This is a genomic window from Kitasatospora sp. NPDC058444 (assembly GCF_042721415.1).
In the GTDB taxonomy this organism is placed as follows: Bacteria; Actinomycetota; Actinomycetes; order Streptomycetales; family Streptomycetaceae; genus Kitasatospora.
This window is the reverse complement of the sequence record NZ_JBHXLL010000010.1, coordinates 25,817-52,525: the sequence shown is the minus strand read 5'-3', so window position 1 is coordinate 52,525 and position 26,709 is coordinate 25,817. Positions and strand designations below refer to the sequence as shown.

The 26,709-nt window shown below is 74.8% G+C and carries 27 protein-coding genes and 1 pseudogene; 17 read left to right on the top strand and 11 right to left on the bottom strand.

The genetic code is table 11. The features are described from left to right. The first annotated feature begins 170 nt into the window (after nt 1–170). On the top strand, nt 171–1,691 hold the full coding sequence (locus ACFWP2_RS13980) for a beta-propeller fold lactonase family protein (protein WP_380450634.1): 1,521 nt from the start codon (nt 171–173) through the stop codon (nt 1,689–1,691). 165 nt (nt 1,692–1,856) lie between these two features. Here the strand turns inward: ACFWP2_RS13980 and nagB are convergent, their stop codons facing one another. Together nagB and ACFWP2_RS13970 are read right to left on the bottom strand one after the other, a co-directional pair. Further along, nucleotides 1,857–2,639 (bottom strand): glucosamine-6-phosphate deaminase, encoded by a 783-nt coding sequence (gene nagB / locus ACFWP2_RS13975; protein ID WP_380450632.1) that lies wholly within the window; start codon nt 2,637–2,639, stop codon nt 1,857–1,859. Between the two features lie 302 nt (nt 2,640–2,941). Next, nucleotides 2,942–3,349, bottom strand: a complete 408-nt coding sequence (locus ACFWP2_RS13970; RefSeq protein ID WP_380450631.1) for a hypothetical protein — start codon at nt 3,347–3,349, stop codon at nt 2,942–2,944. Between the two features lie 266 nt (nt 3,350–3,615). On the opposite strand from ACFWP2_RS13970, the gene ACFWP2_RS13965 reads away from it, so the two are divergent. The 3 genes from ACFWP2_RS13965 to ACFWP2_RS13955 all read left to right on the top strand — a co-directional run bounded on the left by ACFWP2_RS13965 (nt 3,616) and on the right by ACFWP2_RS13955 (nt 7,194). After that, a complete protein-coding gene (locus ACFWP2_RS13965; RefSeq protein ID WP_380450629.1) occupies nt 3,616–4,377 on the top strand; it encodes a serine/threonine protein kinase in 762 nt (253 codons plus the stop codon). Continuing rightward, nucleotides 4,374–6,020, top strand: coding sequence for a serine/threonine-protein kinase (locus tag ACFWP2_RS13960; protein WP_380450627.1), 1,647 nt, complete (start codon nt 4,374–4,376; stop codon nt 6,018–6,020). The genes ACFWP2_RS13965 and ACFWP2_RS13960 overlap by 4 nt, the downstream gene beginning before the upstream one ends. A 73-nt stretch (nt 6,021–6,093) precedes the next feature. Then, nucleotides 6,094–7,194, top strand: coding sequence for a calcium:proton antiporter (locus ACFWP2_RS13955; protein ID WP_380450625.1), 1,101 nt, complete (start codon nt 6,094–6,096; stop codon nt 7,192–7,194). 377 nt (nt 7,195–7,571) lie between these two features. On the opposite strand, the gene ACFWP2_RS13950 is transcribed toward ACFWP2_RS13955, so the two are convergent. Then, the gene (locus ACFWP2_RS13950; RefSeq protein WP_380450623.1) at nt 7,572–8,669 is read right to left on the bottom strand and encodes an LPXTG cell wall anchor domain-containing protein; all 1,098 of its coding nucleotides are present in this window, start codon (nt 8,667–8,669) and stop codon (nt 7,572–7,574) included. 399 nt (nt 8,670–9,068) lie between these two features. Here ACFWP2_RS13950 and ACFWP2_RS13945 point away from each other — a divergent pair, with 399 nt between their 5' ends. The 3 genes from ACFWP2_RS13945 to ACFWP2_RS13935 all read left to right on the top strand — a co-directional run bounded on the left by ACFWP2_RS13945 (nt 9,069) and on the right by ACFWP2_RS13935 (nt 12,034). After that, the gene (locus ACFWP2_RS13945) at nt 9,069–10,445 is read left to right on the top strand and encodes a geranylgeranyl reductase family protein (RefSeq protein ID WP_380450621.1); all 1,377 of its coding nucleotides are present in this window, start codon (nt 9,069–9,071) and stop codon (nt 10,443–10,445) included. Nucleotides 10,446–10,656: 211 nt separating this feature from the next. Continuing rightward, entirely contained in the window at nt 10,657–11,313 is a 657-nt protein-coding gene (locus tag ACFWP2_RS13940; RefSeq protein WP_380450619.1) for a TNT domain-containing protein, read from the top strand. Between the two features lie 121 nt (nt 11,314–11,434). Beyond that, entirely contained in the window at nt 11,435–12,034 is a 600-nt protein-coding gene (locus tag ACFWP2_RS13935; RefSeq protein WP_380450617.1) for a GNAT family N-acetyltransferase, read from the top strand. Nucleotides 12,035–12,183: 149 nt separating this feature from the next. Here ACFWP2_RS13935 and ACFWP2_RS13930 read toward each other — a convergent pair whose 3' ends face one another. Beyond that, nucleotides 12,184–12,888: a DUF4328 domain-containing protein gene (locus ACFWP2_RS13930; protein WP_380450615.1), complete on the bottom strand. Its 705-nt coding sequence runs from the start codon at nt 12,886–12,888 to the stop codon at nt 12,184–12,186. Between the two features lie 308 nt (nt 12,889–13,196). On the opposite strand from ACFWP2_RS13930, the gene ACFWP2_RS13925 reads away from it, so the two are divergent. The 4 genes from ACFWP2_RS13925 (at nt 13,197) to ACFWP2_RS13910 (ending at nt 15,026) form a co-directional block, all read left to right on the top strand. Further along, nucleotides 13,197–13,643 carry a hypothetical protein gene (locus ACFWP2_RS13925; RefSeq protein WP_380450614.1) on the top strand — a complete coding sequence of 149 codons (447 nt, stop codon included), beginning with the start codon at nt 13,197–13,199 and terminating at the stop codon, nt 13,641–13,643. Between the two features lie 64 nt (nt 13,644–13,707). Beyond that, on the top strand, nt 13,708–14,121 hold the full coding sequence (locus tag ACFWP2_RS13920) for a hypothetical protein (RefSeq protein ID WP_380450613.1): 414 nt from the start codon (nt 13,708–13,710) through the stop codon (nt 14,119–14,121). Between the two features lie 5 nt (nt 14,122–14,126). After that, the gene (locus ACFWP2_RS13915; RefSeq protein WP_380450611.1) at nt 14,127–14,429 is read left to right on the top strand and encodes a PRC-barrel domain containing protein; all 303 of its coding nucleotides are present in this window, start codon (nt 14,127–14,129) and stop codon (nt 14,427–14,429) included. Nucleotides 14,430–14,441: 12 nt separating this feature from the next. After that, nucleotides 14,442–15,026, top strand: a complete 585-nt coding sequence (locus ACFWP2_RS13910; protein ID WP_380450610.1) for a type 1 glutamine amidotransferase domain-containing protein — start codon at nt 14,442–14,444, stop codon at nt 15,024–15,026. A 109-nt stretch (nt 15,027–15,135) separates the two neighbouring features. Here ACFWP2_RS13910 and ACFWP2_RS13905 read toward each other — a convergent pair whose 3' ends face one another. The 5 genes and pseudogenes from ACFWP2_RS13905 to ACFWP2_RS13885 all read right to left on the bottom strand — a co-directional run bounded on the left by ACFWP2_RS13905 (nt 15,136) and on the right by ACFWP2_RS13885 (nt 18,114). Next, a complete protein-coding gene (locus tag ACFWP2_RS13905; protein ID WP_380450835.1) occupies nt 15,136–15,990 on the bottom strand; it encodes a DNA ligase in 855 nt (284 codons plus the stop codon). A 120-nt stretch (nt 15,991–16,110) separates the two neighbouring features. Then, nucleotides 16,111–16,980, bottom strand: a pseudogene (ligD, locus tag ACFWP2_RS13900) (non-homologous end-joining DNA ligase); the annotation flags it as partial. 103 nt (nt 16,981–17,083) lie between these two features. Continuing rightward, a complete protein-coding gene (locus ACFWP2_RS13895) occupies nt 17,084–17,221 on the bottom strand; it encodes a hypothetical protein (RefSeq protein ID WP_380450609.1) in 138 nt (45 codons plus the stop codon). 4 nt (nt 17,222–17,225) lie between these two features. After that, a complete protein-coding gene (locus ACFWP2_RS13890) occupies nt 17,226–17,660 on the bottom strand; it encodes a VOC family protein (RefSeq protein WP_380450608.1) in 435 nt (144 codons plus the stop codon). Between the two features lie 190 nt (nt 17,661–17,850). After that, entirely contained in the window at nt 17,851–18,114 is a 264-nt protein-coding gene (locus ACFWP2_RS13885; RefSeq protein WP_380450607.1) for a hypothetical protein, read from the bottom strand. Nucleotides 18,115–18,286: 172 nt separating this feature from the next. Between ACFWP2_RS13885 and ACFWP2_RS13880 the strand changes: the two genes are divergently transcribed. Next, the gene (locus ACFWP2_RS13880; protein ID WP_360345367.1) at nt 18,287–18,721 is read left to right on the top strand and encodes a CBS domain-containing protein; all 435 of its coding nucleotides are present in this window, start codon (nt 18,287–18,289) and stop codon (nt 18,719–18,721) included. Nucleotides 18,722–18,948: 227 nt separating this feature from the next. Here ACFWP2_RS13880 and ACFWP2_RS13875 read toward each other — a convergent pair whose 3' ends face one another. Beyond that, complete coding sequence (locus tag ACFWP2_RS13875; RefSeq protein ID WP_380450605.1) at nt 18,949–19,881, bottom strand: helix-turn-helix domain-containing protein; 933 nt, start codon at nt 19,879–19,881, stop codon at nt 18,949–18,951. 140 nt (nt 19,882–20,021) lie between these two features. Between ACFWP2_RS13875 and ACFWP2_RS13870 the strand changes: the two genes are divergently transcribed. Next, nucleotides 20,022–20,606 (top strand): pyridoxamine 5'-phosphate oxidase family protein, encoded by a 585-nt coding sequence (locus ACFWP2_RS13870; RefSeq protein WP_380450604.1) that lies wholly within the window; start codon nt 20,022–20,024, stop codon nt 20,604–20,606. Between the two features lie 133 nt (nt 20,607–20,739). On the opposite strand, the gene ACFWP2_RS13865 is transcribed toward ACFWP2_RS13870, so the two are convergent. Beyond that, on the bottom strand, nt 20,740–21,135 hold the full coding sequence (locus ACFWP2_RS13865) for a transglycosylase family protein (RefSeq protein ID WP_380450603.1): 396 nt from the start codon (nt 21,133–21,135) through the stop codon (nt 20,740–20,742). 481 nt (nt 21,136–21,616) lie between these two features. Here ACFWP2_RS13865 and ACFWP2_RS13860 point away from each other — a divergent pair, with 481 nt between their 5' ends. The 4 genes from ACFWP2_RS13860 to ACFWP2_RS13845 all read left to right on the top strand — a co-directional run bounded on the left by ACFWP2_RS13860 (nt 21,617) and on the right by ACFWP2_RS13845 (nt 26,398). Further along, nucleotides 21,617–22,210, top strand: a complete 594-nt coding sequence (locus ACFWP2_RS13860; protein WP_380450602.1) for a universal stress protein — start codon at nt 21,617–21,619, stop codon at nt 22,208–22,210. 131 nt (nt 22,211–22,341) lie between these two features. Continuing rightward, nucleotides 22,342–23,796, top strand: coding sequence for a PLP-dependent aminotransferase family protein (locus ACFWP2_RS13855; protein WP_380450601.1), 1,455 nt, complete (start codon nt 22,342–22,344; stop codon nt 23,794–23,796). 177 nt (nt 23,797–23,973) lie between these two features. Then, entirely contained in the window at nt 23,974–24,489 is a 516-nt protein-coding gene (locus ACFWP2_RS13850; RefSeq protein ID WP_380450600.1) for a hypothetical protein, read from the top strand. 502 nt (nt 24,490–24,991) lie between these two features. After that, nucleotides 24,992–26,398: a family 2B encapsulin nanocompartment shell protein gene (locus ACFWP2_RS13845; RefSeq protein ID WP_380450598.1), complete on the top strand. Its 1,407-nt coding sequence runs from the start codon at nt 24,992–24,994 to the stop codon at nt 26,396–26,398. Nucleotides 26,399–26,709 lie beyond the last annotated feature (311 nt).

Sequence of the window (26,709 nt, the reverse complement as noted above, 5' to 3'; positions counted from 1 at the left end):
CACTGCCGGTTGTTCGTTTTTTTTTTTTTAGACGTTTAAAACCACATGCACCCCCGCTCACCGGGGGTCTGCCTGGGGGGGGGCCCCCCCCCCCCCCCCCCACGGCCGCACTGCTGTCGCTGCCCGCCACGGCCGAGGCCGTCACACCACCGCCCGCCGTCGCCGCGCACGTGGCGGTCGCGCCCTACCCGGCGGGCGTCGCGCTCACGCCGGACGGCGGCCACGCCTACGTGACCAGCCAGAGCAGCGGCGCCGTCAGCGTGCTGGACACCGCGAGCAACACCGTCTCCGGCGGCTTCACCGCCGGGACGGGCTCCTACGCCGTCGCCGTGTCGCCCGACGGGCACCGGGCCTACCTGACGCACCACCTGGACAACACCGTCAGCGTCGTGGACACCGCGAACAACACCGTCACCGCGACCGTCCCGGTCGGCGCCCAGCCCTGGGGCCTCGCCCTCGCGCCGGACGGCTCCCGCGCCTACGTGAGCAATGCCGCCGCCAACACGGTCAGCGTGCTGGACACCGCGACCAACGCCGTGACCGCGACCGTGCCGGTCGGCGCCGAACCGCACGGGCTGGCCGTCTCCCCGGACGGCAAGCGGCTGTACGTCGCCGCCTCCGGGGACAAGGCCGTCACCGTGGTCGACACCGTGAGCGGCACGGCGAGCGGCACCGTCGCGGTCGGCCACAGCGCCTTCGGGCTCGCGCTCAGCCCGGACGGCACCCGGCTGTGGGCCGCCGACGGCGACGACGGCACCGCCGCGGTGATCGACACCGCGGCCGGCAGCCTCCTCGGCACCGTCGCGGTCGGCTCCGGGCCCTACGCCGTGGCCCTCTCCCCGGACGGCGCGGCGGCCTACGTCTCCAACTACGCCGACAACACCCTGAGCGTGGTGGACACCGCGAGCCGGACGGTCACCGCGACCGTCCCCGTGGGCGCCGCCCCGTACAGCCTGGCCCTGACCGCCGACGGGCGGCGCGGCTACCTCGCCGACTTCACCGGCAACGCCGTCGACGTGGTGGACTTCCCGCTGCCGGTGCCGGACGTCACCGCGATCAGCCCGAACGGCGGCTCCGGGACGGGCGGCACCACGGTGACCATCACCGGCACCGACCTGGCCGGCGCCACCGCCGTCACCTTCGGCGCGGCCGGCGCCGCCACCTCGTTCAGCTGCACCAGGGCGAGCTGCACCGCGACCGCTCCCGCCACCACCGTGACCGGGCCGGTGGACGTCCGGGTCACCGGGCCCGGCGGCACCAGCGCGGCCGTCGCCGCCGACCGCTTCACCTACACCGCCCCCGCCGCCCACCTGGGCGTCGCGCTCACCGCGACCCCGGTGACCGGACTGTTCTCCAGCCGGGTCGACTACACCGTCACCCTCACCGGCCAGGGCCCCGACCCGGTCGCCACGGCCACCGTCGCCGCCGACCTGCCCGCCGGACTGACGGCCACCTCCGGCGACTGCACCATCGCCGCCGGGAAGCTCGGCTGCGCGCTGACCGCGCCGCTGGCCAAGGGCGCGAGCACCACCCGGCACTTCTCCGTCCAGGTCGGCCTGTTCTCGCTGCTCCGCAGCTGGGACGTCACCGTGGCCCGCACCGCCGGAGCACCCGCCGACCCGTCGCCCGCCACCAGCCGGGCCACCCGCAGCTGCTCCGCGGTCCTCGGGCTGCTGATCACCTGCAAGTAGCGCCCGTCCGCCGCGCACGGGAAGCCGCGCCGGGCCCCGCCGAGACCTTGCGGCGGGGCCCGGCGCGTGGGACCGCCACGCGGAGTGTCCGACCCGCGGGGACCCTTCGGCGGGCCCGGCGTCGCCGCACGGCGAACGGCCGGGGCCGGAGCCGATCGGAGCCGCTCAGAGCTTCTGCCAGGCCGGCTTGGCCGCGTAGGTGTCGCGGAAGTAGTCGGCGAGCTTGAGGCGGGAGGCGGCCGCCTCGTCCACCACCACGGTGGCGTGCGGGTGCAGCTGGAGCGCCGAGGCGGGGACGACCGCGGACAGCGGGCCCTCGACGGCGAGCGCGACGGCCTCGGCCTTGGCCTCGCCGGTGGCGAGCAGGACCAGGTGGCGGGCCTCCAGGATGGTGCCGATGCCCTGGGTGATGACGTGGTGCGGGACCTCGTCGATGCTGTCGAAGAAGCGGGCGTTGTCCACGCGGGTCTGCCGGGTGAGGGTCTTGATCCGGGTGCGGGAGGCGAGCGAGGAGCAGGGCTCGTTGAAGCCGATGTGGCCGTCCGTGCCGATGCCGAGCAGCTGGAGGTCGACGCCGCCGGCCTCGGCCAGGGCGCGGTCGTAGGCGATGGCCGCCGCGGCGATGTCGGGGGCGTTGCCGTCCGGGCCCAGGAAGGAGTCCTCGGTCAGGCCGAGCGGCTCCACGACCTCGCGCAGCACCACCGAACGGTAGGACTCGGGGTGGCCGGCGGGCAGGCCGACGTACTCGTCCAGCTGGCAGATGCGCGCCCTGGTGGCGTCCAGTCGGCCGTCGCGGACCCGCTCGGCCAGGGCCTGGTAGATCGGCAGCGGGGTCGAGCCGGTCGCCACGCCGAGCAGGGCGTCGGGCTTGTCGGTCAGCAGATCGGTGATCGCCGCGGCGATGAGGTCGCCGGCCGCACGGGCGTCAGGGACGATCACGATTTCCATACTGGGTCCACCGTTCTGAGGCGAGTCTGAGGCGAGTCTGAGGTCTAGACCTCCGAGGTCTAGACCAGTTTGCCGTGAAGGAGTGCCCCAGGTCCACCCGGGTCCGGGTCCCGGACGATCTTCCGCCGCCGCCTCTCGCGCCTGGTGGGGACGGCGAGGGCCGGCCGTCGGGGCGGGATGCCCCGGCGGCCGGCCCGGTGTTCGTGCCGACTACCGCTTCCGGCCCCCGGCTCGTCCGGACGGCTGCCCGGTCGTACGGACGGTGTGGGGGTGGCGGGTGCGGTGCCTCGGCGGCTCCGCGATCAGAACGGGTTGGTACAGGTGGTGACCTGCTGGGTGACGTCCAGCGCCGGGCCGGCCGTCGCGCAGATCATGCGGGGGGCGGTGGCGGTCACCCGCGGAGTGACCGCCTTGGCGGAGCCGAACTGCACGGTGGTCGCGGTGGCGACGGCCGCCCACGGGCTGCCCCAGGCGGCCTGGGTGCGGATCTCGACCCGAACCATCGTCAACTGGCCCGGGGCGGCGCTGACCTGGGCGACGCCCACGATGCCCCCGCCGTCGGCCTGGTGCGAGACGCAGGGCTGGTTGAGCACCGCGGCGCAGGCCGCGGCGTCGGTGCCGGACGTCGCTGTGGCCGCCATGGCCGGGGCCGCCGTCAGGCCGGCTATCCCTGCCGTCACCAGCGCCACAGCTGCGATCCGAGCGCGCATGATGCGAACCTCCTTGGAAATTAAGGGAATCTCACTCCTTGAGATGAGTCTTGCACACATTGTGAACCTGGCGCATGTGCGTTGCGTCACACTCATGGTGATGGTTCAACTACATCCTGCAACCATTTGCCATGCGTTCAGCACACGGACAACTCCAGTCCTGACGGATGATCAGTTCGTGGGTGGCGGCTCACCCGTCCGGGTGGCGGGTTGCCTGCGGGGCGAATCGGACGGATAGCATCGACCCGATCCCACGGAGGTGCCGCGTGGACACGGTCATCGTGCAACTTCCCTGCCCGGGGCCCGAGATGGTGCCCGGCGAGACCCCTGCCCTGCTGCGGATGGGGCCGGGCGAGGCCGCGGTGTTCGGACGCGGGGAGCCCGGCCGTCCGGTCCCCATCGCGCTGCCCGACCAGGGCGTCTCCCGTCGGGCGGGCGAGGTGGTCGCGGCCGAGGACTACTGGCGGCTGTCCAACTTCAGCGCCTCGGCCACCTACGTGGTGGAGAACCTGGAGGGCGCGGGCGAGCACGTCAAGGTCGCGCCCGGCCGGATCGGCGCGCCCGTCCCGTTCGAACTCTCCCGGGTGCTGCTGCCCGCCCTCGGCGAGCCGGTCGCCTTCAAGGTCTTCGCCCCGCAGCACGCCTACCTCGACGGCCGGCCCGGCGGCACCGGCGGCGAACGCACCGTCAGCCCGTTCGCCCTGGATCCGACCGCCAAGTACTTCCTGGTCCTGCTCGCGCTCTGCGAGCCCCGGCTGCGCTCGCCCTCCGCCGCGGCCGTCCCCGGGGTGACCGAGGTGCTCGCCCGGCTGCGGGCCCTGCCGGCCTGCCGGGCGCTGAGCCGCTCGGCGGTGAACTACCACATCGACTACCTGGTGGAGACCAAGCTGCGGCTGCGCGAGCCGTACGAGGAGGGCGCGAATGGCGGCAAGCGCGAGGAGCTGGTGGCACTGGCGCTGAGGTTCGACCTCGTCCGGGAGGAGCACCTGGCCCTGCTCCCGCCCCGGCGCCCGGCCGCCCGGCCGTGACGTCCTGCACCCCGCCCGGGCCGGAGCCCGAACGGACCGGCGACGGTGCCGGGCCGGAGCCCGCCCCGTCCGGTGACGCCCCCGGGCCCGAGCCCGCCCCGCTCGGTGACGCCCCCGGGCCCGAGTCCGCCTCGCCCGGTGACGCTCCCGGGCCCGGCGGCCCGCCGTTCGAGGTCCCGGCGGGCTACCCGATCGCCGGCTACCGCCTCGGCGCCTTCCTCGGCGCGGGCGCCTGGGGAAGCGTGCACGCCGCCGAGGGCCCCGACGGCAGCCCGGCCGCCGTCAAGATCCTCGGTGCCGCCCGGTTCAGCCCCGGCCAGCGCCGGACCGTGGCCCAGATGGCCCGCAGCGAGCAGCGCTTCAGCCGCCGCGCCGACCACCCCCACCTGATCCGCACCCTCGTCGTGGTCACCGTCGAGGACCCGGACCACCCGGCGCTCGACGGCGCCGTCGCCCTGGTGATGGAACGCGCCGCCCGCAGTCTCCAGGACCTGCTGGCCGAGGCCCGCCCCGGTTCGGCGGTGCCCGGCGCCGAGCGAATCCTGACCGAGGTCTGCGCCGGACTGGCCCACATGCACCGGACCGGCTGGGTCCACGGGGACCTGAAACCGGCCAATGTGCTGCTGATGCCCGACGGCACCGCGAAGATCGCCGACTTCGGCCTCACCGCCGAGCTGGAGGGCACCCACGCCTACGCCCCGCCGCTCGGCTCGCCCGACCACGTGCCGCCCGAGTGGTGGTCCGAGCGCACCGGCGCCCGCGGCGTCGCGGTGCGCCCCAGCGCCGACGTCTGGGCCTTCGGCGTGATCGCCCACCAGGCGCTCACCGGCGGACTGCACCCCTTCCTCGGCGCGACCGCCCGGGCCCGCTCGCTGGCCGCGCAGGCGTACGCGCGCGGCGCCGCGCCGCTGCGGCTGGACGAGGCGCTGCCGGTGCGCTGGCGGTCCGCGGTCACCGCCTGCCTCGCCCCCGGGCGGGAGGAACGGACCCGGACCGAGCTGGCCGTGCTGGTCGCCCGGGCCGCCGCCCCGCCGGTCCGGCGCCGCCGTGCCGCCGTCCGGGCCGGCGCGCGCCTGCTGGCCTGCGGGCTCGCCGTCCTCGCGCTGGCCGGCGGAGCGGAGCCGGGCGGGCGGGGCGCCGCCCACCGCGCGGTGCCCCCGCTGCCCGGCGCGATCCCGGTCGGCTCGGACGTCCCGGTGGCGTACCGGGGCGTGATCGAGACGACGGCGCGACGCTGCCCCGAGCCGGAGGTCACCCCGGCGCTGCTGGCCGCCATGCTGAAGGCCGAGAGCGGCTTCGACCCGAACGCCGCCCGCCCGGAGACCGGCGAGTACGGCATCGCGATGTGGACGCCCTCGGTCTTCGAGGCCTGGGGCAGGGCCGCGACCCACCCCGGCGCCACGTCGTACTGGGACCCGGGCGACGCGATCGCCGCGATGGGCAACTACGCCTGCTGGCTCGACCAGCGGATGAAGCACCACGGCTTCACCCGCGACCTGCCCGCCCTGGTCGCGGCGGCCTACCGCACCAGCGACAAGACCGTGGCGGCCGCCGGGGGCGTCCCGGAGCGGGTTCGGCACCATGTCGACAAAGTGCTTCAGTACCTTCGCGACTACGGTGGGTCACCGGGCGAAACGGGATGAGTTATGCCACATCCATACGTATCCCGGCGCGGGCACCCGGGTGGCGGACCTCCGGTCTGGAATCCTCGGCCGCATGATCACGAAGCTCCGCGCCGCTGCCGCGCAATGGACCGTCGTCGTCCCGGTGGTGTCGTTCCTCGTCCTCGCCCTGACCTGGCACAAGGAACTGCCCGGCTGGGTGGTGGCGGTGGTCGCCTGCTTCCTGGTGGCCGCCGTGCTGTCCGCCGTGCACCACGCCGAGGTCATCGCGCACTGGTCGGGGGAGCCCTTCGGATCACTGGTCCTCGCGGTGGCGGTCACCGTGATCGAGGTCGCGCTGATCGTGACGCTGATGGCCGACGGCGGGGAGAAGTCCGCCACGCTGGCCCGGGACACCGTCTTCGCCGCCGTGATGATCACCTGCAACGGCATCCTCGGACTGTCCATCCTGGTCGCCGCCGTCAAGTACCGGACCGCCGTGTTCAACGCCGAGGGCACCGGCGCCGCGCTCGCCTGCATCGCCACCCTCGCGACCCTCAGCCTCGTGCTGCCGACCTTCACCACCAGTTCGCCCGGCCCGCAGTTCTCCACCACCCAGCTCACCTTCGCGGCCACCGCCTCGCTGGTGGTCTACGGGCTGTTCGTGGCCACCCAGACCGTCCGGCACCGGGACTACTTCCTGCCCGTCACCCCCGAGGGCCGGGTGCTGGCCGAGGAGGAGCACGCCTCCCCGCCCACCCTCCGGGCGGCCGGGGTCAGCCTGCTGCTGCTCGCCGTCGCCCTGGTGTCGGTGGTGGGCCTGGCCAAGGGCGTGTCGCCGACCATCGAGAAGGCGGTGGACGACGCCGGGCTCCCGCACGCCGTGGTCGGCGTCGTGATCGCCATGATGGTGCTGCTGCCGGAGACCATCGCGGCGCTGCGCTCGGCCATCCGCAACCGGGTGCAGACCAGCCTCAACCTCGCCCTCGGCTCGGCGCTCGCCAGCATCGGCCTGACCATCCCGGCGGTCGCGATCGCCTCCAGCTGGCTCTCCGGCCCCCTCGTCCTCGGCCTCGGCCCGGCGCACATGGTGCTGCTGGCCCTGACGATCGTGCTGCTCACCCTCACGGTCATCCCGCGCCGGGCGACCCCGCTGCAGGGCGCGGTGCACCTGGCGGTGCTGGCGGGGTACGTGGTGCTGGCGTTGAACCCGTGAGGGCCCGCCGTCCGTAGTCGAGAGTGGAAGCCCCTGGTCCGTCCCCCCGTGCGGCCAGGGGCTTCCGGCGTTCCCGGGGCCGGATCGGACGGGCCCGTGGGGCTGGTGGAGCCGAGGCTCACGGGGGCGCCGGTGAACCCGGGACGGGGCGGTGGCCGTGGTTCCGGATGAGGGCCCTGGCCCGCCCCCGTGGCCAGGGCCCCTCGTCGATTCCGGTGCGACCGCCGGTGAACCCCCCGGGGTCGGTGAACCTCCGAGGGGGTGCGCGCCGTGGAACGACAGGGAGCCCCTGGTCCCGCAGCTGCTCGCGGGCCAGGGGCTCAGTGGCGCCGCGGCTCAGCCGCGGCGCGCTGCCCGGGACGCACCCGGGCCGGTGCTCAGGAGCTGGTGCGACGACGGCGGGCGTAGACCACCGCGCCCGCGCCGCCCAGCAGCAGCACGGTGCCGGCGCCGGCGTAGAGCAGGGTGCCGTCGCTACCGGTGGTGGCCAGCTTCTTGCCGTCCGACGCGGCGCCCGGGATCGGGGTGGGCACGCTGACCTTCTCGGGCATGATCAGCGGCTGCTCCGGGTTGACCGGGGTCTCGGTGGTCGGGACGTGCACCGGGACGGTGGCGGTCGGCGCGCTCGACGGGGCCGGGCTCGGGGCGCCGGTGGGCTCCTCGGTGGGCTTCCCGCCGGCCGGGGTCGTCGCCGGGGCCGTCGCCGGGGTGGTCGCCGGGGTGGTGGCGGGCGTGGTGGCCGGAGGCGTCACCGGAGCGGTCGCCGCCGGGGTGGTCGGGGTGGCGGTCGGCGGCACCGGGGGCTTCGGCGTCTCGGTGGGCTTCGTGCTCGTGCTCGTGCTCGGGCTCGCGCTCGGCGAGGCCGGGGTCGTCGCGGGCGGAGTCGCCGGGGTCGTCGCGGGCGTGGTGGCCGGGGCCGACGGGGTGTGCGAGGGCACCGTGGTGGGGCTCGCCGACGGCGTCTTCACCGGGGTCGGCGGCACGGTCGGCGAGGGCTTGCCGGTCGGGGCCGGGCTCTGCCCGCCGCAGTCGACCTTGAACACCTTGTGCTTGGGGTTGTTGAGGTCCGGCTTCTTCGGCAGCTCGCCGTCCACCAGCTCGACCGACTGCCAGTAGAGCTTGTAGTGGCCGTCCGGCAGGTGGATGTCCTCGGTCCGCACGTGCCCGTGCGGGTCGACCGGGATGTCGCCCCACGCGGCGAGCGTCTCGCCCTTGGGGCCGACGGTGGCGATCGCCCAGATCACGTCCTGGTTGGCGTCGAAGCCGAAGGAGTCCAGGTAGAAGGTGCAAACCTTGGGCTCGTTGCGCACGTCCTCCTGGCCGGTGGCGGCGTCGTGGATCTTGACGGTGCCGTTGTTGCCGGGGGCGCCGCCCTTGCCGCCTGAGACGGCGTGCGCGGCGGGGGCGAGCAGCATGAGTGCGGCGGCGGTCGGGACGGCCACCAGGGAGCGCGCGGCGGTGGAGCGCAGGTGCATCGGGGTTCCATCGGGTACGGCAGGCCGGGACGGGCCCGCGCGGTGGGCGGGAGCCTCTGGTCGGTGTTCGGCGGGAGCCGGTTTCGTGCGACGGGAGGGGCACAAAAGTTCCCGCAGTGGGAAACCTGACGCAAGGGAGGTTTGGCCGAAATGCATCGCTCCAGGCGATTGGTCCGACTAGTTCGCTATAACGATCTGATCACCCGGTTGTCATGGTTCCGTGTGCCATCGAGCCGCTCGGAGGGTCAACTCCGGGCCCCGGTCCGGCGGGTGAACCGGGGCGGCGGCGGTGGCCGGTATTGACCGGTTCGCGGCGACGGCCTGCGTGTCGGGGCGGCGGGCGGGTGCCGGGGTTCTCTATCGTCCGTCCGGAACCGCCCAGTCCGAGGAATCCGTCGCGTGAACAGCCGATCCGACCCGTGGGAGAGTGCGATGCCCGGCCCAGAGCAGACCGTCCGGCCCGAGCGGACCGTCCGGCCCGAGGAGACCGACAGGGGCGAGGAGGATGTCCAGGCCGCGGAGAGCGCCGACGTCATCGTGGTCGGCGCCGGGCCGGCGGGCTCCACCGCCGCCGCCCACCTCGCCCGGACCGGCCTGGACGTCCTACTGCTGGAGAAGTCCGCCTTCCCGCGCGAGAAGGTCTGCGGCGACGGCCTCACCCCGCGCGCCGTCAAGCAGCTGACCGACCTCGGCATCGACGTCTCCGAGGAGGCCGGCTGGCTGCACAACCGGGGGTTGCGGCTGATCTCCGGACACCGCTCGATCGAGTTCGACTGGCCCGAGCTCTCCGCCTACCCCGGCTACGGACTGGTCCGGCGCCGCGCCGACTTCGACGAACTGCTCGCCCGCAAGGCCGCCTCGGCCGGCGCCCGGCTGGTCGAACGCGCCAATGTGACGGGCCCGCTGCTGGACGAGCGGACCGGCCGGATCACCGGCGTCACCGCCAAGTCGGGGGAGGAGCGCCGGCCGGTCGTCTACCGGGCCCCGGTGGTGGTCGCCGCCGACGGCAACTCCACCCGGCTGTCGGTGGCGATGAAGCGCTACCGCCGTACCGACCGTGCGATGGGCGTCGCGTACCGGACGTACTTCACCACCCCGCGCCACGACGACCGCTACCTGGAGGCCTGGCTCGACCTGCGCGACCCCGACGACCGGGCCCGGCGCCTGCTGCCGGGCTACGCCTGGGTGTTCGGCATGGGCGACGGCACCGCCAACGTCGGCCTCGGCGTCCTGGACACCGCCAGGACCGAGGTGGACTGGCGGGAACTGCTGCGCCGCTGGTGCGAGGGCCTGCCCCCGGAGTACGGCTACACCCCCGACGGGGTCACCGAGCCGATCCGCGGCGCCGCCCTGCCGATGGGCCTCAACCGCCGGCCCCACTACGCCGACGGCCTGCTGCTGGTCGGCGACGCGGGCGGCACGGTCAGCCCGGGCACCGGCGAGGGCATCGCCTACGCGATGGAGTCCGGCCGCTTCGCCGCCGAGACCATCGTCCAGGCCCTGGCCCGCCGCACCGACCGGGGCCGCGAACTCGCCCTGCGGGCCTACCCGCAGGCGCTGCGCTCCGCGTACGCGGGCTACTTCGCGCTCGGCCGCCTGGCCGCCGACCTGCTGGGCCGCCCGAGGCTGCTCGGCGCGGCCGGGGCCGCCGGGCTCGGCCACCCGGCGCTGCTGAAGGTGGCGTTCCGGCTGATGGTCAACCTGACCGAGCCGAACTCCAAGGACGCCCTGGACCGGCTGCTCCACCTGCTCGGGCGGGTCGCCCCGGGGAAGTGACCCGACGAGGCCGGACCGCCCATCCTCCCGGACGGGCGGTCCCGCCGTCCCGGGTTCGGCCGAATCCGCGGCCTCGAACGAGCAGTCATACGGATCATCTTGACGAATGATCAGAAGATCCGATTGCCTGGTGTCGAACCAGCCACGGAGGGTGAGCACAGCGTCCCTCCGCGGCTCCCACCTCGACTGCTGACCGTTCGACGGAGACACCGTGCGCCTTCGCCTTCGCCTGCTCGTCGCGCCGCTCGCCGCGGCCGCCGCCCTCACCGCCGTGAGCACCCCCGCCGCCCTCGCGGCCCCGGCGGCCACCCCCTCCGACCAGTGCTCCGCGGCGTTCCGCCACGACGACGCCCGGCTCGGCCCCGCCGACCTCCCCACCACCGGACCGGTCGGCCGCCAGCTCGCCGGCTACCAGCGCACCGGCGGCGCGAGCGACCAGGCCTTCCTGGCCCAGTACTACGACCCGGCCGGCAACGGCGGCAAGGGCGGCTGGATATACCCGCCGGCCGACGGCTACGTCACCCTGCCCGACGGCAGCCCGATCGAGTTCGACCTCACGCTGTACCCGAACCAGAACATCGACCGCTACGGCAGCGAGTACGGCGCCTTCCTCGCCCCCGAGGGCCTCCCGTACGCCAACCGCGCGATCCCGCCGCAGAGCCTGGACGGCAACCCGCCCGCCGCCTGCAACTACCACGACTACAAGGTGGTCAAGGCCTTCACGGTGCACGCCGGCCCGATCGCACCGTGGTTCAACCAGCCCGGCTGGGGCCTGCAGTACCAGCTCGACGGCACCCTGCTGCCCGGCGGCCCGGCCAGGCTGAACGTGCTCTGGCTGGTCGACAACGGCTACCTGGCCCGGATCTGACCCCGCACCGCGCTCCGCGTGTCCGCGGCGTCCGGGCCCCGGACGCCGCGGACGCGCGGACCCGGTCGGGCCCCGGGAAATTCGCTGGCGGGCGCGGCGAAGCGGGGGATAGGAAGACGGAATGACCATCAGCGATCCCGGCACCGGCCGGCGCGTCTTCCACCCCACCGTGCTCGACCTCGGCGACGTCGTGCTCCGCCCGTGGGGGCGCGCCCTCGACGTGCCCGGCGGCATCGGGCCCGCCCTGGTCGCCGCCGCGGCGGACCCGGCCATCGCCCGCTGGACCCCGCTCAGCTCCTCCGGCCCGATCGACCCCGAGGCCTACCTCGACCGCTGCGAGACCGGCTGGGCCGAGGGCAGTGCCGCCGCCTTCGCCGCCGTCGACGCCACCGACGACAGCCTGTGCGGCAACGCCTACCTGGGATGGACCAACCGGGACGACGGCGTGGCCATGGTCGGCTACTGGGTGCTCGCCGCCGCCCGCGGCCGGGGCCTGGCCGCCCGGGCCACCACCGCCGTCACCCGCTGGGCGGTCGAGCACGCCGACGTCCGCCGCATCGAGCTGTACCACGCCGTCGGCAACGAGGCCTCCTGCCGGGTCGCCGAGCGCGCCGGCTTCCCGTACGAGGGCACCCTGCGCGCCTCCTACACCTACGGCGGGGGCGTCTACGTGGACGAGCACCTGCACGCCCGGCTCGCCTCCGACCCGTTCACGGAGTAGGGCGGGTCCGACGGTTCGCGCCGGATCAGGGCGCGGCGTCGGGGTGCGTGCCCCGACGCCGCACACCCGGCGGGAGTCGTCGGACCCGCCCCACGGCCCGTCCGGCGACGATCCGCCGGACAGGCCCCGAGTCAGGGCGGCGCGGGCTCTCAGCCCCGGACGGTCCCGCCGTGGACCCCGTACGCGGGGGCGGCGGCCGCGGCGAAGCGCTCCTCCTGCATGGCCGTCAGCCGGCGGACCACCAGGACGGCGAGGACCGCGGCCACCACCGACAGCAGGTCGGAAGCGAGCAGCCAGGCGACGGCCTGCTGGTAGCCGTCCGCGAACTGCGCCGAGGCCGAGTCGAGGTACTGGGAGCCGATCCGGGCGGTCGCGTTGGAGATCCAGAACGCGGCCCACCAGAGGGTGAGCAGCGTCTGCGGGAGCTGCGGGCGCACTCCCGAGGCGTCCGGCCGCGCACCGGCCTGCCAGATGTCGCCCGCGATCTGCCGGGGGAACCAGAGGTTGACCACGGGGGTGATCCAGCCGCCGATCGCCCAGCCTCGCTTGAACCGGTGCCCGTTCGGGTCGAAGACCTCGGCGTTCACCCGGACCCGGTGGAACCAGGTGACGAACGCGACCGCGGACGCGGCCATGGCCACCAGCTGGAGGAGGCCGACGTTGTCGTAGAGCAGCGCCGTGTCCATCAGCGCGGACCCGTCGGACTCGGTGCCGGTGGCGAGCGCGCCGGCCTCCGCGTACAGGCTGACGCCGACACCGAGCGAGGCGAGGGTCGTGGCGCCGCAGACGGAGAGTAGGACGGTGGCGGCGGTGGCGCTCGTTCTCGGCGAGCCGTACACGGCGGGCGAAGGCATCGGGGACCGGACTCCTGGACTGGACCAATGTGACGGAGCGCTACCCTAGGGCCAGCCGGTCATCCGTGACCAGCCCATTTTCCGGCCTTCGGCGGTGCCGGGCGAACCCCGTTCCAGGCGCTTCCCCCCGCCTCCTCTCCCCGCCTCCTCTTCCCACCTCCTCTTCCCACCTCGGACCGGTGGAACGGCACGGTGCGTCACCGGTCCGCCCGGACGGATCCGGAGCGCAGGCTGCGCGCGCGGCGGGGGAGCGACCTAACCTGGAGGGGGAGGGTTCGGTGTGTCGCCCGCGAACGGAAGCGGTGGTCATGACGGTGGTCTCGGCGGCTCTCTTCGGTACCGACTGGTGGCAGCCCGCGCTCCCCGGCGGTGCCGAGTTGCTGCACGAGTGCGCGGCCCGGGGGTGGACGGTGGTGCTGACCGGCCCAGGGCCCGCCGGGGCTCCGGCGCTCACCGTGGCCGATCCCGGGGGCGACCCGGTGCGGGCCGCGCTGGACCTGGTGGACGGCAGGCCCTGGCACGCCGTGGCCGTCGCCGGGAGCGTGCGCGAGGTACGGGCCGCCCGGCGGGCCTGGGTGCCGTGCGTCGCCCTGACCGCCGGCCGCGACACCGGCCCGGAGCTGCGGGCGGCGGGCGCGGCCGAGGTCCACCGCGACGCCGCCGCCCTGTTGAGCGTCCTGGACGACAGCCTGCTCGCCCGCCCCCGGGCCTTCGGACCCGTCGGCGCCGGGACAGGCGGGGCCCGGAACGGTTAGTGCCGGCCCGTACCCGGCAACCGCCGGGTGCGAGCACGTCACCGGAGTGTCGGAGGTGACCGAGATGGACGGACCCGCGTTGAGCGGATGGGAGCGGCGGCTCCTCGAGGAGATCGAGTCCGATCTGCGCCAGGACACACGGCTCGACCGCAAGCTGAGCACGATGGGCGCCAAAGCGCCCGGTCGGGTCCGGCGGGTGTGCCGCGGGGTCGGGCGCAGGACCTCGGCGGGGGTGGTGCTGACCGCCCTGATGATGACGGCGATCTGTCTCGGCGTGGGCGTACGGACCCCGGCCACCGCCGTACTGGTCGCGCTCGGCGTGGTCTGGGTGGCCACGGTGGCGGCCGCGGTCGCCGCCTCCGAGCTGCTGCGCCGCCGGCGTGAGGCCCGCGGCGGAATCGAACCGGTGGACCCGGCGGAGTTCCGGGAACGCCGGGAGCGCCGCGAGCGGCGCCCCTGGAACCGTCCGGAGGCCTGATCACCATGACCACCGACCTGTGGGAGTACCGCCCGGGCTCCCATCCCGCCGCCGACCTCACGCTGGTCGGGTACGAGGTGCACGCCACCGACGGCCCGGTCGGCCGGGTCGAACAGGACGCCGGGGACCACCTGCTGGTCGACGCCGACCCCTGGGTGCCGGGCACCCGGGTGCTCGTCCCGGCCGGACTCGTCGCCCGGCTCGACCACCTCGACCGCGCCGTCCACCTGGACTGCCCGCGCGCCCGGCTCAGCACCGCCCCGCCCGCGGCCGCGGCCGTCGACCTGACCGACCCGCACCCGGGCTGAGCGGACCCCGCCATGGGCTGGCCGTCCACCACGCTCACCGGCCGGACGATCGCGTTCCTGGTCGCGCCGTACGGGGCCGAGCAGGTCGAACTGACCGACCCGTGGCAGGCGGTCGCCGAGTCCGGCGGCACCCCGCGGCTGCTGTCCACCGCCCAGGGGCGGGTCCGGACCGTCCGGCACCACGCCGAGGGCGACACCTTCGCCGTGGACGTCCCGGTCGCCGAGGCGGACCCGGCCGACTACGACGGGCTGGTCCTCCCCGGCGGCGTCGCCAACCCCGACCGGCTGCGCCTGGACCGCCCCGCGGTCGCCTTCGTCCACGCCTGCTGCGCCGCCGGCCGTCCGGTCGCGGCGATCTGCCACGCGGCCTGGACGCTCATCGAGGCCGACGCCGTCCGCGGCCGCACCCTCACCTCCTGGCCCAGCCTGCGCACCGACCTGGTCAACGCCGGCGCGCACTGGGTGGACGAGCCGGTGCACGTCTGCCACGACGGCCCCGGTCCGCTGATCACCAGCCGCAAGCCCGCCGACCTGCCGGTGTTCGACGACGCCTTCGTGACGGAGTTCGCCCACGCGACGGCGAGGGGGCGGAAGTGAGCGCGCGCGGGCAGGGGTGAGCCGGCGGAGGTGGGGGCCGCGGGGGCCCGGGTACGCGGGCAGCGGTGAGCCGATCGAGGTGGGCGCGGAGCGCCGTCGCGGCCGGCCGTCAGTCGCCCCGGAGGCGGACGAAGGTGGCGGTGGGCGGGCGGCCGGTGAGGGTGAGTTCGGCGCGCAGCGGGGAGGTCAGCGGGTGGACCGGGCCGTGGTCGGGGTCGCTGGTGGGCGGGCCGAGCAGGGGGCGGACCACCTCGGCGACCTCGCGGGACTGGACCGGGGTGAGCCGCGGGACGGTCAGGAACACCCGGTCGTCGTCGAGCTGGAGGATCAGCGCGTGCGGACGGGCCGCCGGGCCGGTGACGGCGCGGACGGTGGCGTCGAGGGTGTCGCTGCGGCGGTACTTCACCCAGACCCGGCCCGCGCCGCGCGGCCGGTACGGGGCGGCGGCGGCTTTGCAGACCAGGCCCTCGACCCCGGTGTCGGCGAGCCGCTCCATCCACTCCAGCGCCTCCGCCCGGTCCGTGGTGGCCATGACCGGCTGGACCGGCGGCGGGACGTCGGCGAGGGCGGCGAGCAGCAGTCGGCGGCGGTCGGTGAGCGGCAGCCGGCGGACGTCGCGGCCGGGCAGCGCCAGCAGGTCGAAGGCGATCAGCCCGAGCGCCACCCCGGGGGCGGCGGCCCGGGCCTGGCGGGTGTGCAGCAGCTCGTCGAAGGCGAACCGGCCGCCGCGCCAGGCGACCAGTTCGGCGTCCAGCACCAGCCCCTCCGGCAGCCGGGCGACGGCGGCGGCGATCGGCGGGAACTCGGGCGCGAGGTCCCGGCCGCTGCGGGACTGGAGGTAGGCGGGCCGCTCGCCCCGGGCGAAGGCGACGCAGCGGAAGCCGTCCAGCTTCAGCTCGTACTGGACGCCCCCGCCGCCCAGGCCGTCGGCGGGCGGGACGGCGGTCACGGCGGCCGGGCGCATCACCTCGACGGGCGGGCGCAGCACCTGGCGTGCGGGCGCTCGCGCTCCGGACGCCGAGGGTGCTCCGGACGAGGCGATCGCGGACGCAGCGGCGGACGCAGCGGTCGCCGAGGGCGCGCCGGGCAGCGGCCGGGCCCGCCGCGGGTCCAGCAGCGGGGCGAGCAGGTCGCCGTGCGCGGCCAGCCGGTCCGGCACCTCGGCGAGGGTGAAGACCAGGTCCCGCTCGTGGCCGGCCCGTTCCAGCTCCTCCCAGGCCAGCGGGGTGGAGACGGTCGGCAGCGGCCGGGCCCGCAGGGTGTACGGCGCGGCGGTGGTCTTCTTGGCGTTGTTCTGCGACCAGTCCACCAGCACCCGGCCCCGGCGGCGGGCCTTGGCCATGGTGTGCACCACCAGCTCCGGGCGCTCGGCCTCCAGGGCGGCGGCCAGCGCCTTCGCGTACCCGGAGACCCGGGTGCTCGGCGTGGGCTCGATCGGGACGAGCAGGTGCAGGCCCTTGGAGCCGGAGGTCTTCACCCACGCCGCCAGGCCGTCCGCCGCGAGCCGCTCGCGCAGCAGCAGCGCGACCGTGCGGCAGGTGAGCACGTCGGCGCCCTCGCCGGGGTCGAGGTCCAGCACCAGCCGGTCGGCGAGGGCGGGCGCGGCCGCGTGCCACTGCGGGACGTGCAGCTCCAGACAGCCCAGGTTGGCGACCGCCAGCAGTGCCGCGCCGTCCTCCAGCACCAGTTGCCGCAGTTCGCCGGTGTTGCTCGGCACGTCGACGGCGCGCACCCAGTCCGGGGTGCCGGGCGGCGGGTTCTTGGCGACGAACACCTCCGCCTCGACGCCGTCCGGGCAGCGCAGGAAGGACACCGGGCGGTCGCGCAGGTGGGGGAGCAGGGCGGTGTGCACGGCGGCGTAGTAGCGCAGCACCTCGCCCTTGGGGGTGCCGGTGCGCGGGTAGTACACCTTGTCGAGGTGGGAGAGCGCGAGGGTGCGCCCGTCCACGGTCATCTGCGGCACGGTCCGCCTCCGATGCCTGCGGTGCCTCCGATGTCTCCGGGGCTGCCCCCGAGGCCAGTCTGCCCTGGTTCGGCGGCGACCGCCCCGAGGGCCGCTACCGGGACGGGCCGACCAGCGCGCGGGCGTCCGCGACCAGGTCCGCGAACCGGCTCGGCTCCCTGTGGCTGACCCGCTCCTCGACCCCCGGCAGCGCCAGTCCCAGGGCGCGCAGCCGCTCCACCGGTGTGCGCACCGCGTCACCCCCGCGGTCGGGCGACCGGCCGGGGCGCGCCCGGGTAGGTGCCGAAGTACCAGCGGTTGCCCTCCGGGTCGGCGGCGGCGAAGTCGCGCGAGCCGTAGTCGGTCTCGTGCGGCCCGGCGGTGATCCGGGCCCCGGCGGCCACCGCGCGGGCGTGCACACCGTCCGGGTCGGCGGTGACCACGTACGCGGTGAAGCCGCCCGGCCGGCCCGGCCAGGGGTCGGCGCCCTCGGGCGTCTCCCGGTCGGAGCCGAGCATCACGCCGCCGCCCTCGGGCCAGGCGAGTTCGGCGTGGGTGACGACCTCGCCCTCACCGTAGGTGACGACCTCCTGGAAGCCGAAGGCCTCCACCAGGAAGCGGATCAGGGCGCGGGCGTCGGTGGCGCGCAGGCTGGGCCAGACCTGCGGGGCGGGGGTCTCGGTGGCGTCCATGGCTCGCTCACTCCTCGGGAGACGCGGGTGGTCGTGCGGGTCGTTCCGTCTCCCACTCTGCGGCCGCCCCCGGCGCCCCGCCTCGGACGTTTCGGAACCTCGCCTGCTCCGGGCCCTCCGCCGCCGGCCAGGCGCCGGGCGCGACCCCGGCCGGCGCCCGGAACCCGCGGGCCGGGTGCGCCTGGTCGAACTACCCGCAGCGCACGGCCGGTTCGGCGAGCCGGGAGGCGGCTCGGTGGCGGCGAGCGGGCGCCGGGCGGGCGCCGGGCGGGCGCCGGGCGCGGTCGACGCGCATCACCCGGGCGGCGGTTTTCGGGGGCAGTCCGGTCTCCCGGCGGAACCGGTCCTGGAGGTGCCGGGCGCTCCAGCCGCTCTCCCGGGCCGGCCCCGCCACCGGCGGCGCGCCGTGGCTGCGCCGCAGCGCCTGCCAGGCCCGGCCGACCTCGGGCGGCACCCGGCCGCCGACCGCCGGGCGCCGGGCGTCCGGTCGGGGTCGCGGGCGGGGGCCGGGTTGCTTATGGTGAGGGCGCGGTCACACCGCTTCCGCTCCGACGGCGGGAGCCCGGGAGCGCCGCCGGGGGGATGCGGGGGGACCAGCGGGGGGAACCACCGACGAAGGAGTCCCCGTGACCACTGCCCGAGACATCATGCACACCGGTGCCCAGTGCATCGGCGCCCACCAGACGCTGGCCGAGGCCGCGAAGATGATGCGCGACAAGAACGTGGGCGCGCTGCCGATCTGCGGCGACGACCAGAAGCTGAAGGGCATCATCACCGATCGCGACATCGTGCTGCGATGTATCGCGGAGGGCAAGGACCCGGCCACCATGACGGCCATGGAACTCTCCGGCCACCTGCACTGCGTGCGTGCCGAGGACAGCATGGAGGCGGTGCTGCGCAAGATGGAGCAGCACCAGATCCGGCGCATCCCGGTGATCGACGGGGAGCGGCTGGTGGGCATGATCAGCGAGGCCGACCTGGCGATGGGGCACCGGGACGGCCAGCGGCTGACCGATCAGCAGATCATCGAGTTCATGGACAGCGTCTACATGAAGCACTGACCGGCCGACACCCCGCGTGCCCCGTGCCTGCCCGCCCCCGGTGACCGGCCGGTCCCCCGTACCGGCCGGGCTCCCTCAGCGTGCCGGGCGGGGCACCGGCGCGTCTTGTACGAATGCGCACCCTCGACGACCGCCCGCCTCGCGAAGGCGCATGCCTTGACCGCCCGCCTCGCGAGGGCGCATGCCTTGACCGCCCGCGTCGCGAAGGCGCATGCCTCGGCCTCCGATCAGCCTCCGACCTCCAGGAGCGTGCTGGTCACCCGCCCGGAGACCCGGTCGGTGACCCGGCCGGCGGGCTCGGTCAGGGCGGCGGTGCGCCGGGAGGCGAGGAACGCGCTCGGCGAGCGGCCGACCATGGCGCGGAAGTTCCGGTCGAGGTGGGACTGGTCGTAGTAGCCGCAGCGCGTGGCCAGGTCGGCGCCGGTGGTCCGCGGCCCGGCGGTCGGTGCCCCGGCGGTCCGCTCCTCGTGGGCGGTCAGGAGGTGGAGGGTGCGTTGGAGCCGCAGGATGCCGGCCGCCTGCTTGGGGGCCAGCCCGAGCTGCTCGCGGAAGCGCAGCTCCAGCCGGCGGCGGCTCCAGCCGGTCCCCTCGACCAGGGCGCCGATCGGCACCAGCCCGTGCGAGTACCGCAGTTGCCGCCAGACCCAGTGCACGGACGGATCCCAGTCCGGCCCGTACGCGAACAGCGCACCGAAGTAGCCGTCCAGCATGGCGAACCGGGCCGGCCAGCTCGGCGCGTGGGCCAGCCGGTCGGTCAGCGCCCGCAGCCGGGGGCCCAGCACGTCCCCGGCCTCGGCCCAGTGCCCGCCGAGCTCCCCGGCCATCGGACCGAACGCCCGGAAGGCCCCCTGCGGAGTGAGCGAGACGGCCAACCCGTGCAGCACGCCCGCGTGTTCGGCGATCGTCGCGGTGCGGCGCAGGCCGGCCGCGACCGAGCCGAAGGCGGTGGCGGGCGCGGGGGAGACGGCGTCGGTGAGGCTCATCGTGCCTTCGAAGGCGAGCGCCACGGTGACCACGTCCGTCGGCACCTCCAGCCGTCGCAGCGGCTGCCGCAGGGCCACCCGGTAGCCGCGGTAGCCGAGGACGTACGGGCGCAGCGGCGCGGCGGGGATGCCGAGGACCGTCCCGGGAGCGGTGGCGGCGAGGGTGCTCCGGGTCATCACAACTCCCGTGCTCGGCCTGGCAGGTGACAGGTGCCCGGACCATCGTAAGCGGCGCGGCCCGGCCTTCGGCGGGTCGCGCCGTCTCAGGGGGCGGATCCCGCTTTCCCGGTGGTCGGGATGCGGGCAGACTTGCGGGCATGGGAAAGCAGTACGAAGGCATCGACGGGCGGCTGCGCGGCTTCATCGAGCGCCAGCCGGTCTACTTCGTCGCCACTGCCCCGCTGGCGGCCGACGGGCACGTCAACCTGTCGCCCAAGGGCCGCGCCGGGACGCTCGCGGTGATCGACGAACTCACGCTCGCCTACCTGGACTTCGGCGGCTCGCAGGCCGAGACCGTCGCGCATCTGCGGGAGAACGGCCGGATCACGCTGATGTGGTGCGCCTTCGACGGCCCGCCGACCGTGGTGCGGGTGCACGGGCGCGGCGAGCCGGTCTTCCGGGACGACCCGCGGTTCGCCGGACTGCTCCGCCACTTCGACCCGGCCGCGGACGGCTCCGGCCTGCGGGCGATCGTGCTGGTCGTGGCCGAGCGGGTCAGCGACTCCTGCGGGTACGCGGTGCCGTTCATGGACTACCGGGCCGACCGGGACCTGCACGCCCGGTACTTCGACCGCAAGGACGAGGAGGAGTTCGGCGCCTACTGCGAGCGCAAGCCGCTGGTCGGCACCAGCATCGACGGCCTGCCGGCCCTCCCGCTGCCGCTCCCGCCCCGGCCGGCCTGACCCGCACCGGGGCCGAGGTTCCGGGCTCCGAGGTTCCGGGCCCCGAGGTTCCGGGTCCCTGAGGTTCCGGCTCCGGACACGACGAGGCCGCCGCACCCCGGGGTGGGGTGCGGCGGCCTCGTGGCGTGCGGTCTTACTTGGTCAGACCGGCCTTGACGGAGCAGACCGGCCAGGCGCCGGGGCCCTGGGCGGCGAGGACCTTCTCGCCGATGGCGATCTGCTGCGCCTTGGTGGCCTGGTGGGCCTGCGGGGCGTAGGCGGTGCCACCGAAGGCGGCCCAGGTGCTGGAGGTGAACTGCAGGCCGCCGTAGAAGCCGTTGCCGGAGTTGACGGCCCAGTTGCCGGTCGCCTCACAGGCGGCGACCTTGTCCCAGACCGAAGCCGGCGCGGCGGAGGCGCTGGTGGCCGTGACGAGGCCGGCCACCGGCAGGGCGGTGAGCGCCCCGGCCATCAGAGCCATCCGGACGCGGTTGCGGCGCTTCGGGGTGGCAGTGGTGGTGGCAGCGGCGGTCTCGTTACGGAAGGTCATGGAGTTCCTTTCGGAGGTTTCTGCGAGCACGCGGAACCAGGCCTTCGGAAGGCCGTCGGTTTCGGGGACACGTCACTCGCGTGGCCTGCACCGTTCTGCTCGGGGGCGGAGGGCCCGGCCGGAGCGGATCGCTCGGTGCAACGGGTTCGAAGTTACGGGGGTGGTCGTGGCGGTTTCAAGGATTCGAAGGTTTAGCCACGTCAGAGGGCTGTTACCGAGGGTAAAGATCAAGGAATCATGGCGATTTCGCCCGATTTCCCCCCATTTCCAAGATCAAATAGCCTCTGGAAGTGGCCCGGGCCACTCCGGAAGCGCCCCGGAACCGCTGTGAGGCCGCCCACACGGTCGACAGTGCGTGACGGCCGGCCAGCCGCCGGTGCCGACGGCGAAGCCCCGGCCGCCTCCCCGGGTGGCCCGGGCCACAGCCCTCACCCGGAGTGCCCCCGGTCGTCACTCCCGGTGGCAGGCATAGCCTCACCCCATGAGCAACGAGAGCGATGCAGCGGACACGGCGGACCCGGGAGAGGTGGCCGCCGGTACGGGTGGGGCGGCGGACGCCGGTACGGAAGGGGCCGCCACGGCCGGGGCGCCGATCGGCACCCCCGGGCACGAGGCGGCCGCCGCACCCGCGGGCTTCGAGCTGGGCACCGACGGCCCCACCGTGATCCTGGCCGGCCTGGACGGCTCCGACTCCTCCTGGCGGGCCACCGCCTACGCCGCCGGACTGGCCCGCCGGCAGGGCGCCGTCCTCGCGGTGGCGTACATCCAGCCGATCCTCGGCGCCGCGACCGCCCTGGCCGGGGCCGCGGTGGAGGAGACTACCCAGGAGATCGCCGAGGAACTGCTGTCCGCGCTGCGCGAGGCCGAGCACCGGGTGCGCGAGGTGTGGAAGGTGGAGTGGCGCTTCCTGACCATGCGCGGCGAACCGTACACCGGCCTCGCCAAGCTCGCGGACGAGCTGCGCGCTGATGCCGTGGTGGTCGGGGCCTCCGAGCAGGCGGGGCACAAGGTGATCGGTTCGGTGGCCGTCCGGCTGGTGAAGGCCGGCCGCTGGCCGGTCACCGTCGTGCCGTAGCCGTAGCCGTAGCCGTAGCCGTGCGGTAGCCGGTGCCCGATGGCCGGTGCCCATGCCCGCGGTCGGGTCGGTGCCCGCGGTCGGGCAGGCGCCCGAGGGGTGCCGGGAGGCGGCCGGTAGGGTGCGTGACCATGACGGACACGCGGGGCACGCACCCCTCCGAGCCCGCCCACCCGACCGGCAACGACCTGCACCTCGACCTCCCCGCCGCCGGGGGCCGGCGCGCCGCGCTGATGGCGGCGCTGCGCGAGGCGATCCGCAGCGGGAGACTCGCCCCCGGCACCCGGCTGCCGCCCTACCGCGCCCTCGCCGCCGACCTCGGCCTGGCCCGCAACACCGCCGCCGAGGCCTACGCCGAACTCGTCGCCGAGGGCTGGCTCACCGCCCGCCAGGGCTCCGGCACCGCCGTCGCCGAACGGGCCGAACCCGTCCCGCGCACCCGGGCCCGCCGGCCCGTCCGCCGCCCCGGCCCCACCCACGACCTGCGGCAGGGCCAGCCCGACGCCGCCTCCTTCCCGCGCACCGCCTGGCTCGCCGCCGCCCGCCGGGCCCTCACCGGCGCCCCCAACGAGGCCTTCGGGCCCGGCGATCCCCAGGGCCGGCGCGAACTGCGCACCGTCCTCGCCGACTACCTCGCCCGCGCCCGGGGGGTGCGCACCGACCCCGACCGGATCGTGGTCTGCTCCGGCTTCGCCCACGCCCTGCGGCTGCTCTTCGACGGAGCCGCGCCCGTCCTGCCGCCCGCCGAGCACGGCGCGCTGGCCGTCGAGGCGTACGGGCTGGGCTTCCACCGCGGGCTGCTGGCCGCCGCCGGCGTCCCCACCGTTCCGCTGCCGATCGACGAACAGGGCGCCCGGGCGGGCGAGTTGGCGCGACACCCGGAGGTCCGGACGGCCCTGCTCGCCCCCGCCCACCAGTTCCCGACCGGCGGGCCGCTGCACCCGGCCCGTCGCGCGGCCGTGGTCGACTGGGCGCGCGGGCGCGGCGGGCTGCTCCTGGAGGACGACTACGACGGGGAGTTCCGGTACGACCGCCAGCCGGTCGGCGCCCTCCAGGGGCTCGACCCCGAACGGGTGGTCTACCTCGGCAGTACCAGCAAGAGCCTGACCCCCGCGCTGCGGCTCGGCTGGATGGTGCTGCCCGACCACCTGGTGGACCGCGCGCTCGCCGCCAAGGGCGAACGCGAGGGCTGGGCCAGCGCCCTGGACCAGCTCACCCTCGCCGAGTTCATCGACTCCGGCGGCTACGACCGGCACGTGCGCCGGATGCGCCGCCGCTACCGGGAGCGCCGCGACGAGCTGGTGGCCGCGCTCGCCGCCCGCGCTCCGCACATCGAGGTCTCCGGCATCGCGGCCGGCCTGCACGCGGTGCTGCGGCTGGAGCCGGGCACCGAGCGTTCGGTGCTCAAGGCCGCCGCCTACCGGGGCCTGGCCGTCGAGGGGCTCGCGGACTACCGGCACCCGGCGATCGGCGAGGAGGCGATGCCCGCCGTCGACGGCCTGGTGGTCGGCTACGCCACGCCGCCGGACCACGCCTACCCGGCGGCGCTCGGCGCGCTCTGCGACATCCTGCCGCCGTGCGGGTGAAGGGGCGTGCGGGCGAAGGAGGTGGGGGAGGGCCGGCGAAGCATAGGCCCCCGGGCGGGCGCGTGGGGTCGGAACGCGGGCGTCGGGTGCGCGGTGTCCGCTCGCCGCTCCTGCGTCGGTACGGACCAGGGCCGAGGAACACAACCCCGGTGGAGGCGGCGCCTACGCTTCTCGGTCATGCGCAGAACACATCCGAGTCGCGTCGCGCTCGCCGCGTGTCCGGCCCTCGTGGTCGGTCTGCTCCTCTCCGCCGCCCCCGCCGCCCGGGCCGACAGCCGGCTGCCGCTCACGGTCGTCTCCGACAAGCAGACGACCGTGCGGGGCGGCGAGTTCACCCTCTCCCTGACACTCACCAATCCGTACGACACCCCGATCCAGTTCGTCTACCAGAGCGTCCAGGAGACCTACGCCACCAGTCTGGAGCCCGGGCTCAAGTTCACCGCGACCGCGTGCGGCACCCAGACCAACGGGTGCAGTGACAACGTCCACGGCGGCATCGCCCGCTACAACGTTCCGCTCGCCCCGGGGGCCAGCAGTGCCTTCACGGTGACGTACACCGTGGCCCCCGATTCGGCCTGCGGCCCGGACACCCGGATCGACTTCTACTCCTACCTGTACTACGAGTACAACGGCGGTGAGGCCAACAACTCGGGCATCGTCGGCGTCCCCGGTACCCAGGTCGCCTGCGCCTGACCGGCCTGCCCGCACCGCGAACCCCCCGTACACCCGTCAGGTCGCCGGCTTCCCCCGTGCCGGCGCCTGGCGGGCCCTTCGCGTTCCCGGGGCGGTTCGCACACTCCCCGCGGCCGGGCCGCGCCGGATGCCGCAACGGTGTGCCGGGTTGACGACCGGCGACGGTCCCCGGGCTGCCGGGCAGGCCCGGGCCGGGGCTGGAACGCCGTTGGCAGCAAGGGGATCGCCGGGGCGAACGGATGTTCCCGGAGTTCATGGGGCGATGGGGGCGGACTGGGCGAGATTCACCCTATCGGGGGGTAGTCGGCCTCCGTGCGAGCCCGGTCGGGTTCTGGTGATCTAGGGTTCCGGATGGGCCGCCGGGAGACGGCGGCCGCACTTCGCGCAATGCGCCAACGACCCCACCGGTAAGCGGATCTGATGATCCGTCATAGCATGCGCCAGGATGGGCCGTTATGCCCCTGGACGCGTGACCCGATCACAGGAATGGAGAGCCCTGCCGATGACCGTGGACACGAGCCCGGAGGCAGTGCAGGCCAAGCAGCAGAGCCTTGCGACGGCCGCTGCCCGGAACCTTGCCACCACGACCAAGTCCGCACCGCAGATGCAGGAGATCACCTCCCGCTGGCTGCTCAAGGTGCTTCCCTGGGTCCAGGCGGCCGGTGGCGCCTACCGCGTCAACCGCCGGCTCACCTACGCCGTCGGCAACGGGGTGGTGGAGTTCATCAAGACCGGCTCCCAGGTCCGGGTGATCCCGGCGGAGCTGGGCGAGCTGGCGCTGCTGCGCGGCTACGAGGACGAGGACGTCCTCACCGCCCTGGCCGACCGCTGCCAGCAGCGGGACTTCGGCCCCGGTGAGGTGCTCACCACCCAGGGAGAGGCCGCCGACAAGATCTTCCTGATCGCGCACGGCAAGGTCAACAAGATCGGCACCGGCAAGTACGGTGACGAGACCGTGGTCGGCGTGGCCGGCGACGGCGACCGCTTCGGCGAGGACGCGCTGCTGAACCCGGACGCCACCTGGGAGTTCACCGCGAAGACCGCCACCGCCGGTGTCGCCCTGACGCTGAGCCGGGCGGAGTTCGCCGCCATCCGGGACAACGCGCCCAGCCTCCAGGAGCACCTCCAGGCCTTCCTGGCCCTGCCGCTCCAGGCGCAGAACGAGCGCGGCGAGGCCGAGATCGCCATGTCGGCCGGCCACCACGGCGAGTTCGAGCTGCCGGGCGCCTTCGTGGACTACGAGCTCAAGCCCCGTGAGTACGAGCTGAGCGTCGCGCAGACCGTCCTGAAGGTCCACACTCGCGTCGCGGACCTCTACAATCAGCCGATGAACCAGACCGAGCACCAGCTGCGGCTGACCATCGAGGCCCTGCGCGAGCGCCAGGAGCACGAGATCGTCAACAACCCGGAGTTCGGCCTGCTCAACAACGCCGACTTCGACCAGCGCATCCAGACCCACTCCGGCCCGCCCACCCCGGACGACCTGGACGAGCTGCTCAACCGCCGCCGTGACCCCGACTACCTGCTCGCCCACCCGCGGACCATCGCCGCGATCGGCCGGGAGTTCAACGCCCGCGGGCTGTACCCCACCCACGTCGACCTCGGCGGGCAGCAGGTGCCGGCCTGGCGCGGCGTACCGATCCTGCCGTGCAACAAGATCCCGATCACCAAGGAGAACACGAGCTCGATCCTGGTGATCCGTACCGGCGAGGACAACCAGGGCGTCATCGGCCTGCACCAGACCGGCATCCCGGACGAGTATCAGCCGTCGCTCTCGGTCCGCTTCATGGGCATCGACGAGAAGGCGATCATCTCGTACCTGGTCAGCGCCTACTACTCGGCCGCCATCCTGGTGCCGGACGCGGTCGGCGTGCTGGAGAACGTGGAGATCGCGCACCGTCGCAGCTGAGCGCGGAGAACAGCGGGCGCGGGCCGTAACCGGCCGGCTCGAAGATCGTTTGACCTGATGGCGGACGGCCCGCCCGCGAAGGCGGGCCGTCCGCCTGACCACGTCTGATCACTTTTGGTCGTACCCGATGGGCCTTCTGTCGGAGATGCGACCGTATTCGACCCCTCTTCCCGTTCCAACCGTTCTGCCCCTTCCTACCAGGCCGGTCGGCCCGAGCCCGTTCCGTCCTCCCCGGACGACGACCCGAGAGGTGCGTGGAGCCCATGCCCCAGCGTCGGCAGATCCGCCGGATACCGCCCGGCGGCGGGGGC

Excerpts from the sequence above, each read along its gene's own strand:
- nagB (WP_380450632.1), bottom strand. The coding sequence starts at position 2,639 with ATGGAAATCGTGATCGTCCCTGACGCCCGTGCGGCCGGCGACCTCATC.
- ACFWP2_RS13970 (WP_380450631.1), bottom strand. The coding sequence starts at position 3,349 with ATGCGCGCTCGGATCGCAGCTGTGGCGCTGGTGACGGCAGGGATAGCC.
- ACFWP2_RS13955 (WP_380450625.1), top strand. The coding sequence starts at position 6,094 with ATGATCACGAAGCTCCGCGCCGCTGCCGCGCAATGGACCGTCGTCGTC.
- ACFWP2_RS13950 (WP_380450623.1), bottom strand. The coding sequence starts at position 8,669 with ATGCACCTGCGCTCCACCGCCGCGCGCTCCCTGGTGGCCGTCCCGACC.
- ACFWP2_RS13935 (WP_380450617.1), top strand. The coding sequence starts at position 11,435 with ATGACCATCAGCGATCCCGGCACCGGCCGGCGCGTCTTCCACCCCACC.
- ACFWP2_RS13930 (WP_380450615.1), bottom strand. The coding sequence starts at position 12,888 with ATGCCTTCGCCCGCCGTGTACGGCTCGCCGAGAACGAGCGCCACCGCC.
- ACFWP2_RS13925 (WP_380450614.1), top strand. The coding sequence starts at position 13,197 with ATGACGGTGGTCTCGGCGGCTCTCTTCGGTACCGACTGGTGGCAGCCC.
- ACFWP2_RS13920 (WP_380450613.1), top strand. The coding sequence starts at position 13,708 with ATGGACGGACCCGCGTTGAGCGGATGGGAGCGGCGGCTCCTCGAGGAG.
- ACFWP2_RS13915 (WP_380450611.1), top strand. The coding sequence starts at position 14,127 with ATGACCACCGACCTGTGGGAGTACCGCCCGGGCTCCCATCCCGCCGCC.
- ACFWP2_RS13910 (WP_380450610.1), top strand. The coding sequence starts at position 14,442 with ATGGGCTGGCCGTCCACCACGCTCACCGGCCGGACGATCGCGTTCCTG.
- ACFWP2_RS13905 (WP_380450835.1), bottom strand. The coding sequence starts at position 15,990 with ATGCGCCCGGCCGCCGTGACCGCCGTCCCGCCCGCCGACGGCCTGGGC.
- ACFWP2_RS13890 (WP_380450608.1), bottom strand. The coding sequence starts at position 17,660 with ATGGACGCCACCGAGACCCCCGCCCCGCAGGTCTGGCCCAGCCTGCGC.
- ACFWP2_RS13875 (WP_380450605.1), bottom strand. The coding sequence starts at position 19,881 with ATGACCCGGAGCACCCTCGCCGCCACCGCTCCCGGGACGGTCCTCGGC.
- ACFWP2_RS13870 (WP_380450604.1), top strand. The coding sequence starts at position 20,022 with ATGGGAAAGCAGTACGAAGGCATCGACGGGCGGCTGCGCGGCTTCATC.
- ACFWP2_RS13865 (WP_380450603.1), bottom strand. The coding sequence starts at position 21,135 with ATGACCTTCCGTAACGAGACCGCCGCTGCCACCACCACTGCCACCCCG.
- ACFWP2_RS13860 (WP_380450602.1), top strand. The coding sequence starts at position 21,617 with ATGAGCAACGAGAGCGATGCAGCGGACACGGCGGACCCGGGAGAGGTG.
- ACFWP2_RS13855 (WP_380450601.1), top strand. The coding sequence starts at position 22,342 with ATGACGGACACGCGGGGCACGCACCCCTCCGAGCCCGCCCACCCGACC.
- ACFWP2_RS13850 (WP_380450600.1), top strand. The coding sequence starts at position 23,974 with ATGCGCAGAACACATCCGAGTCGCGTCGCGCTCGCCGCGTGTCCGGCC.
- ACFWP2_RS13845 (WP_380450598.1), top strand. The coding sequence starts at position 24,992 with ATGACCGTGGACACGAGCCCGGAGGCAGTGCAGGCCAAGCAGCAGAGC.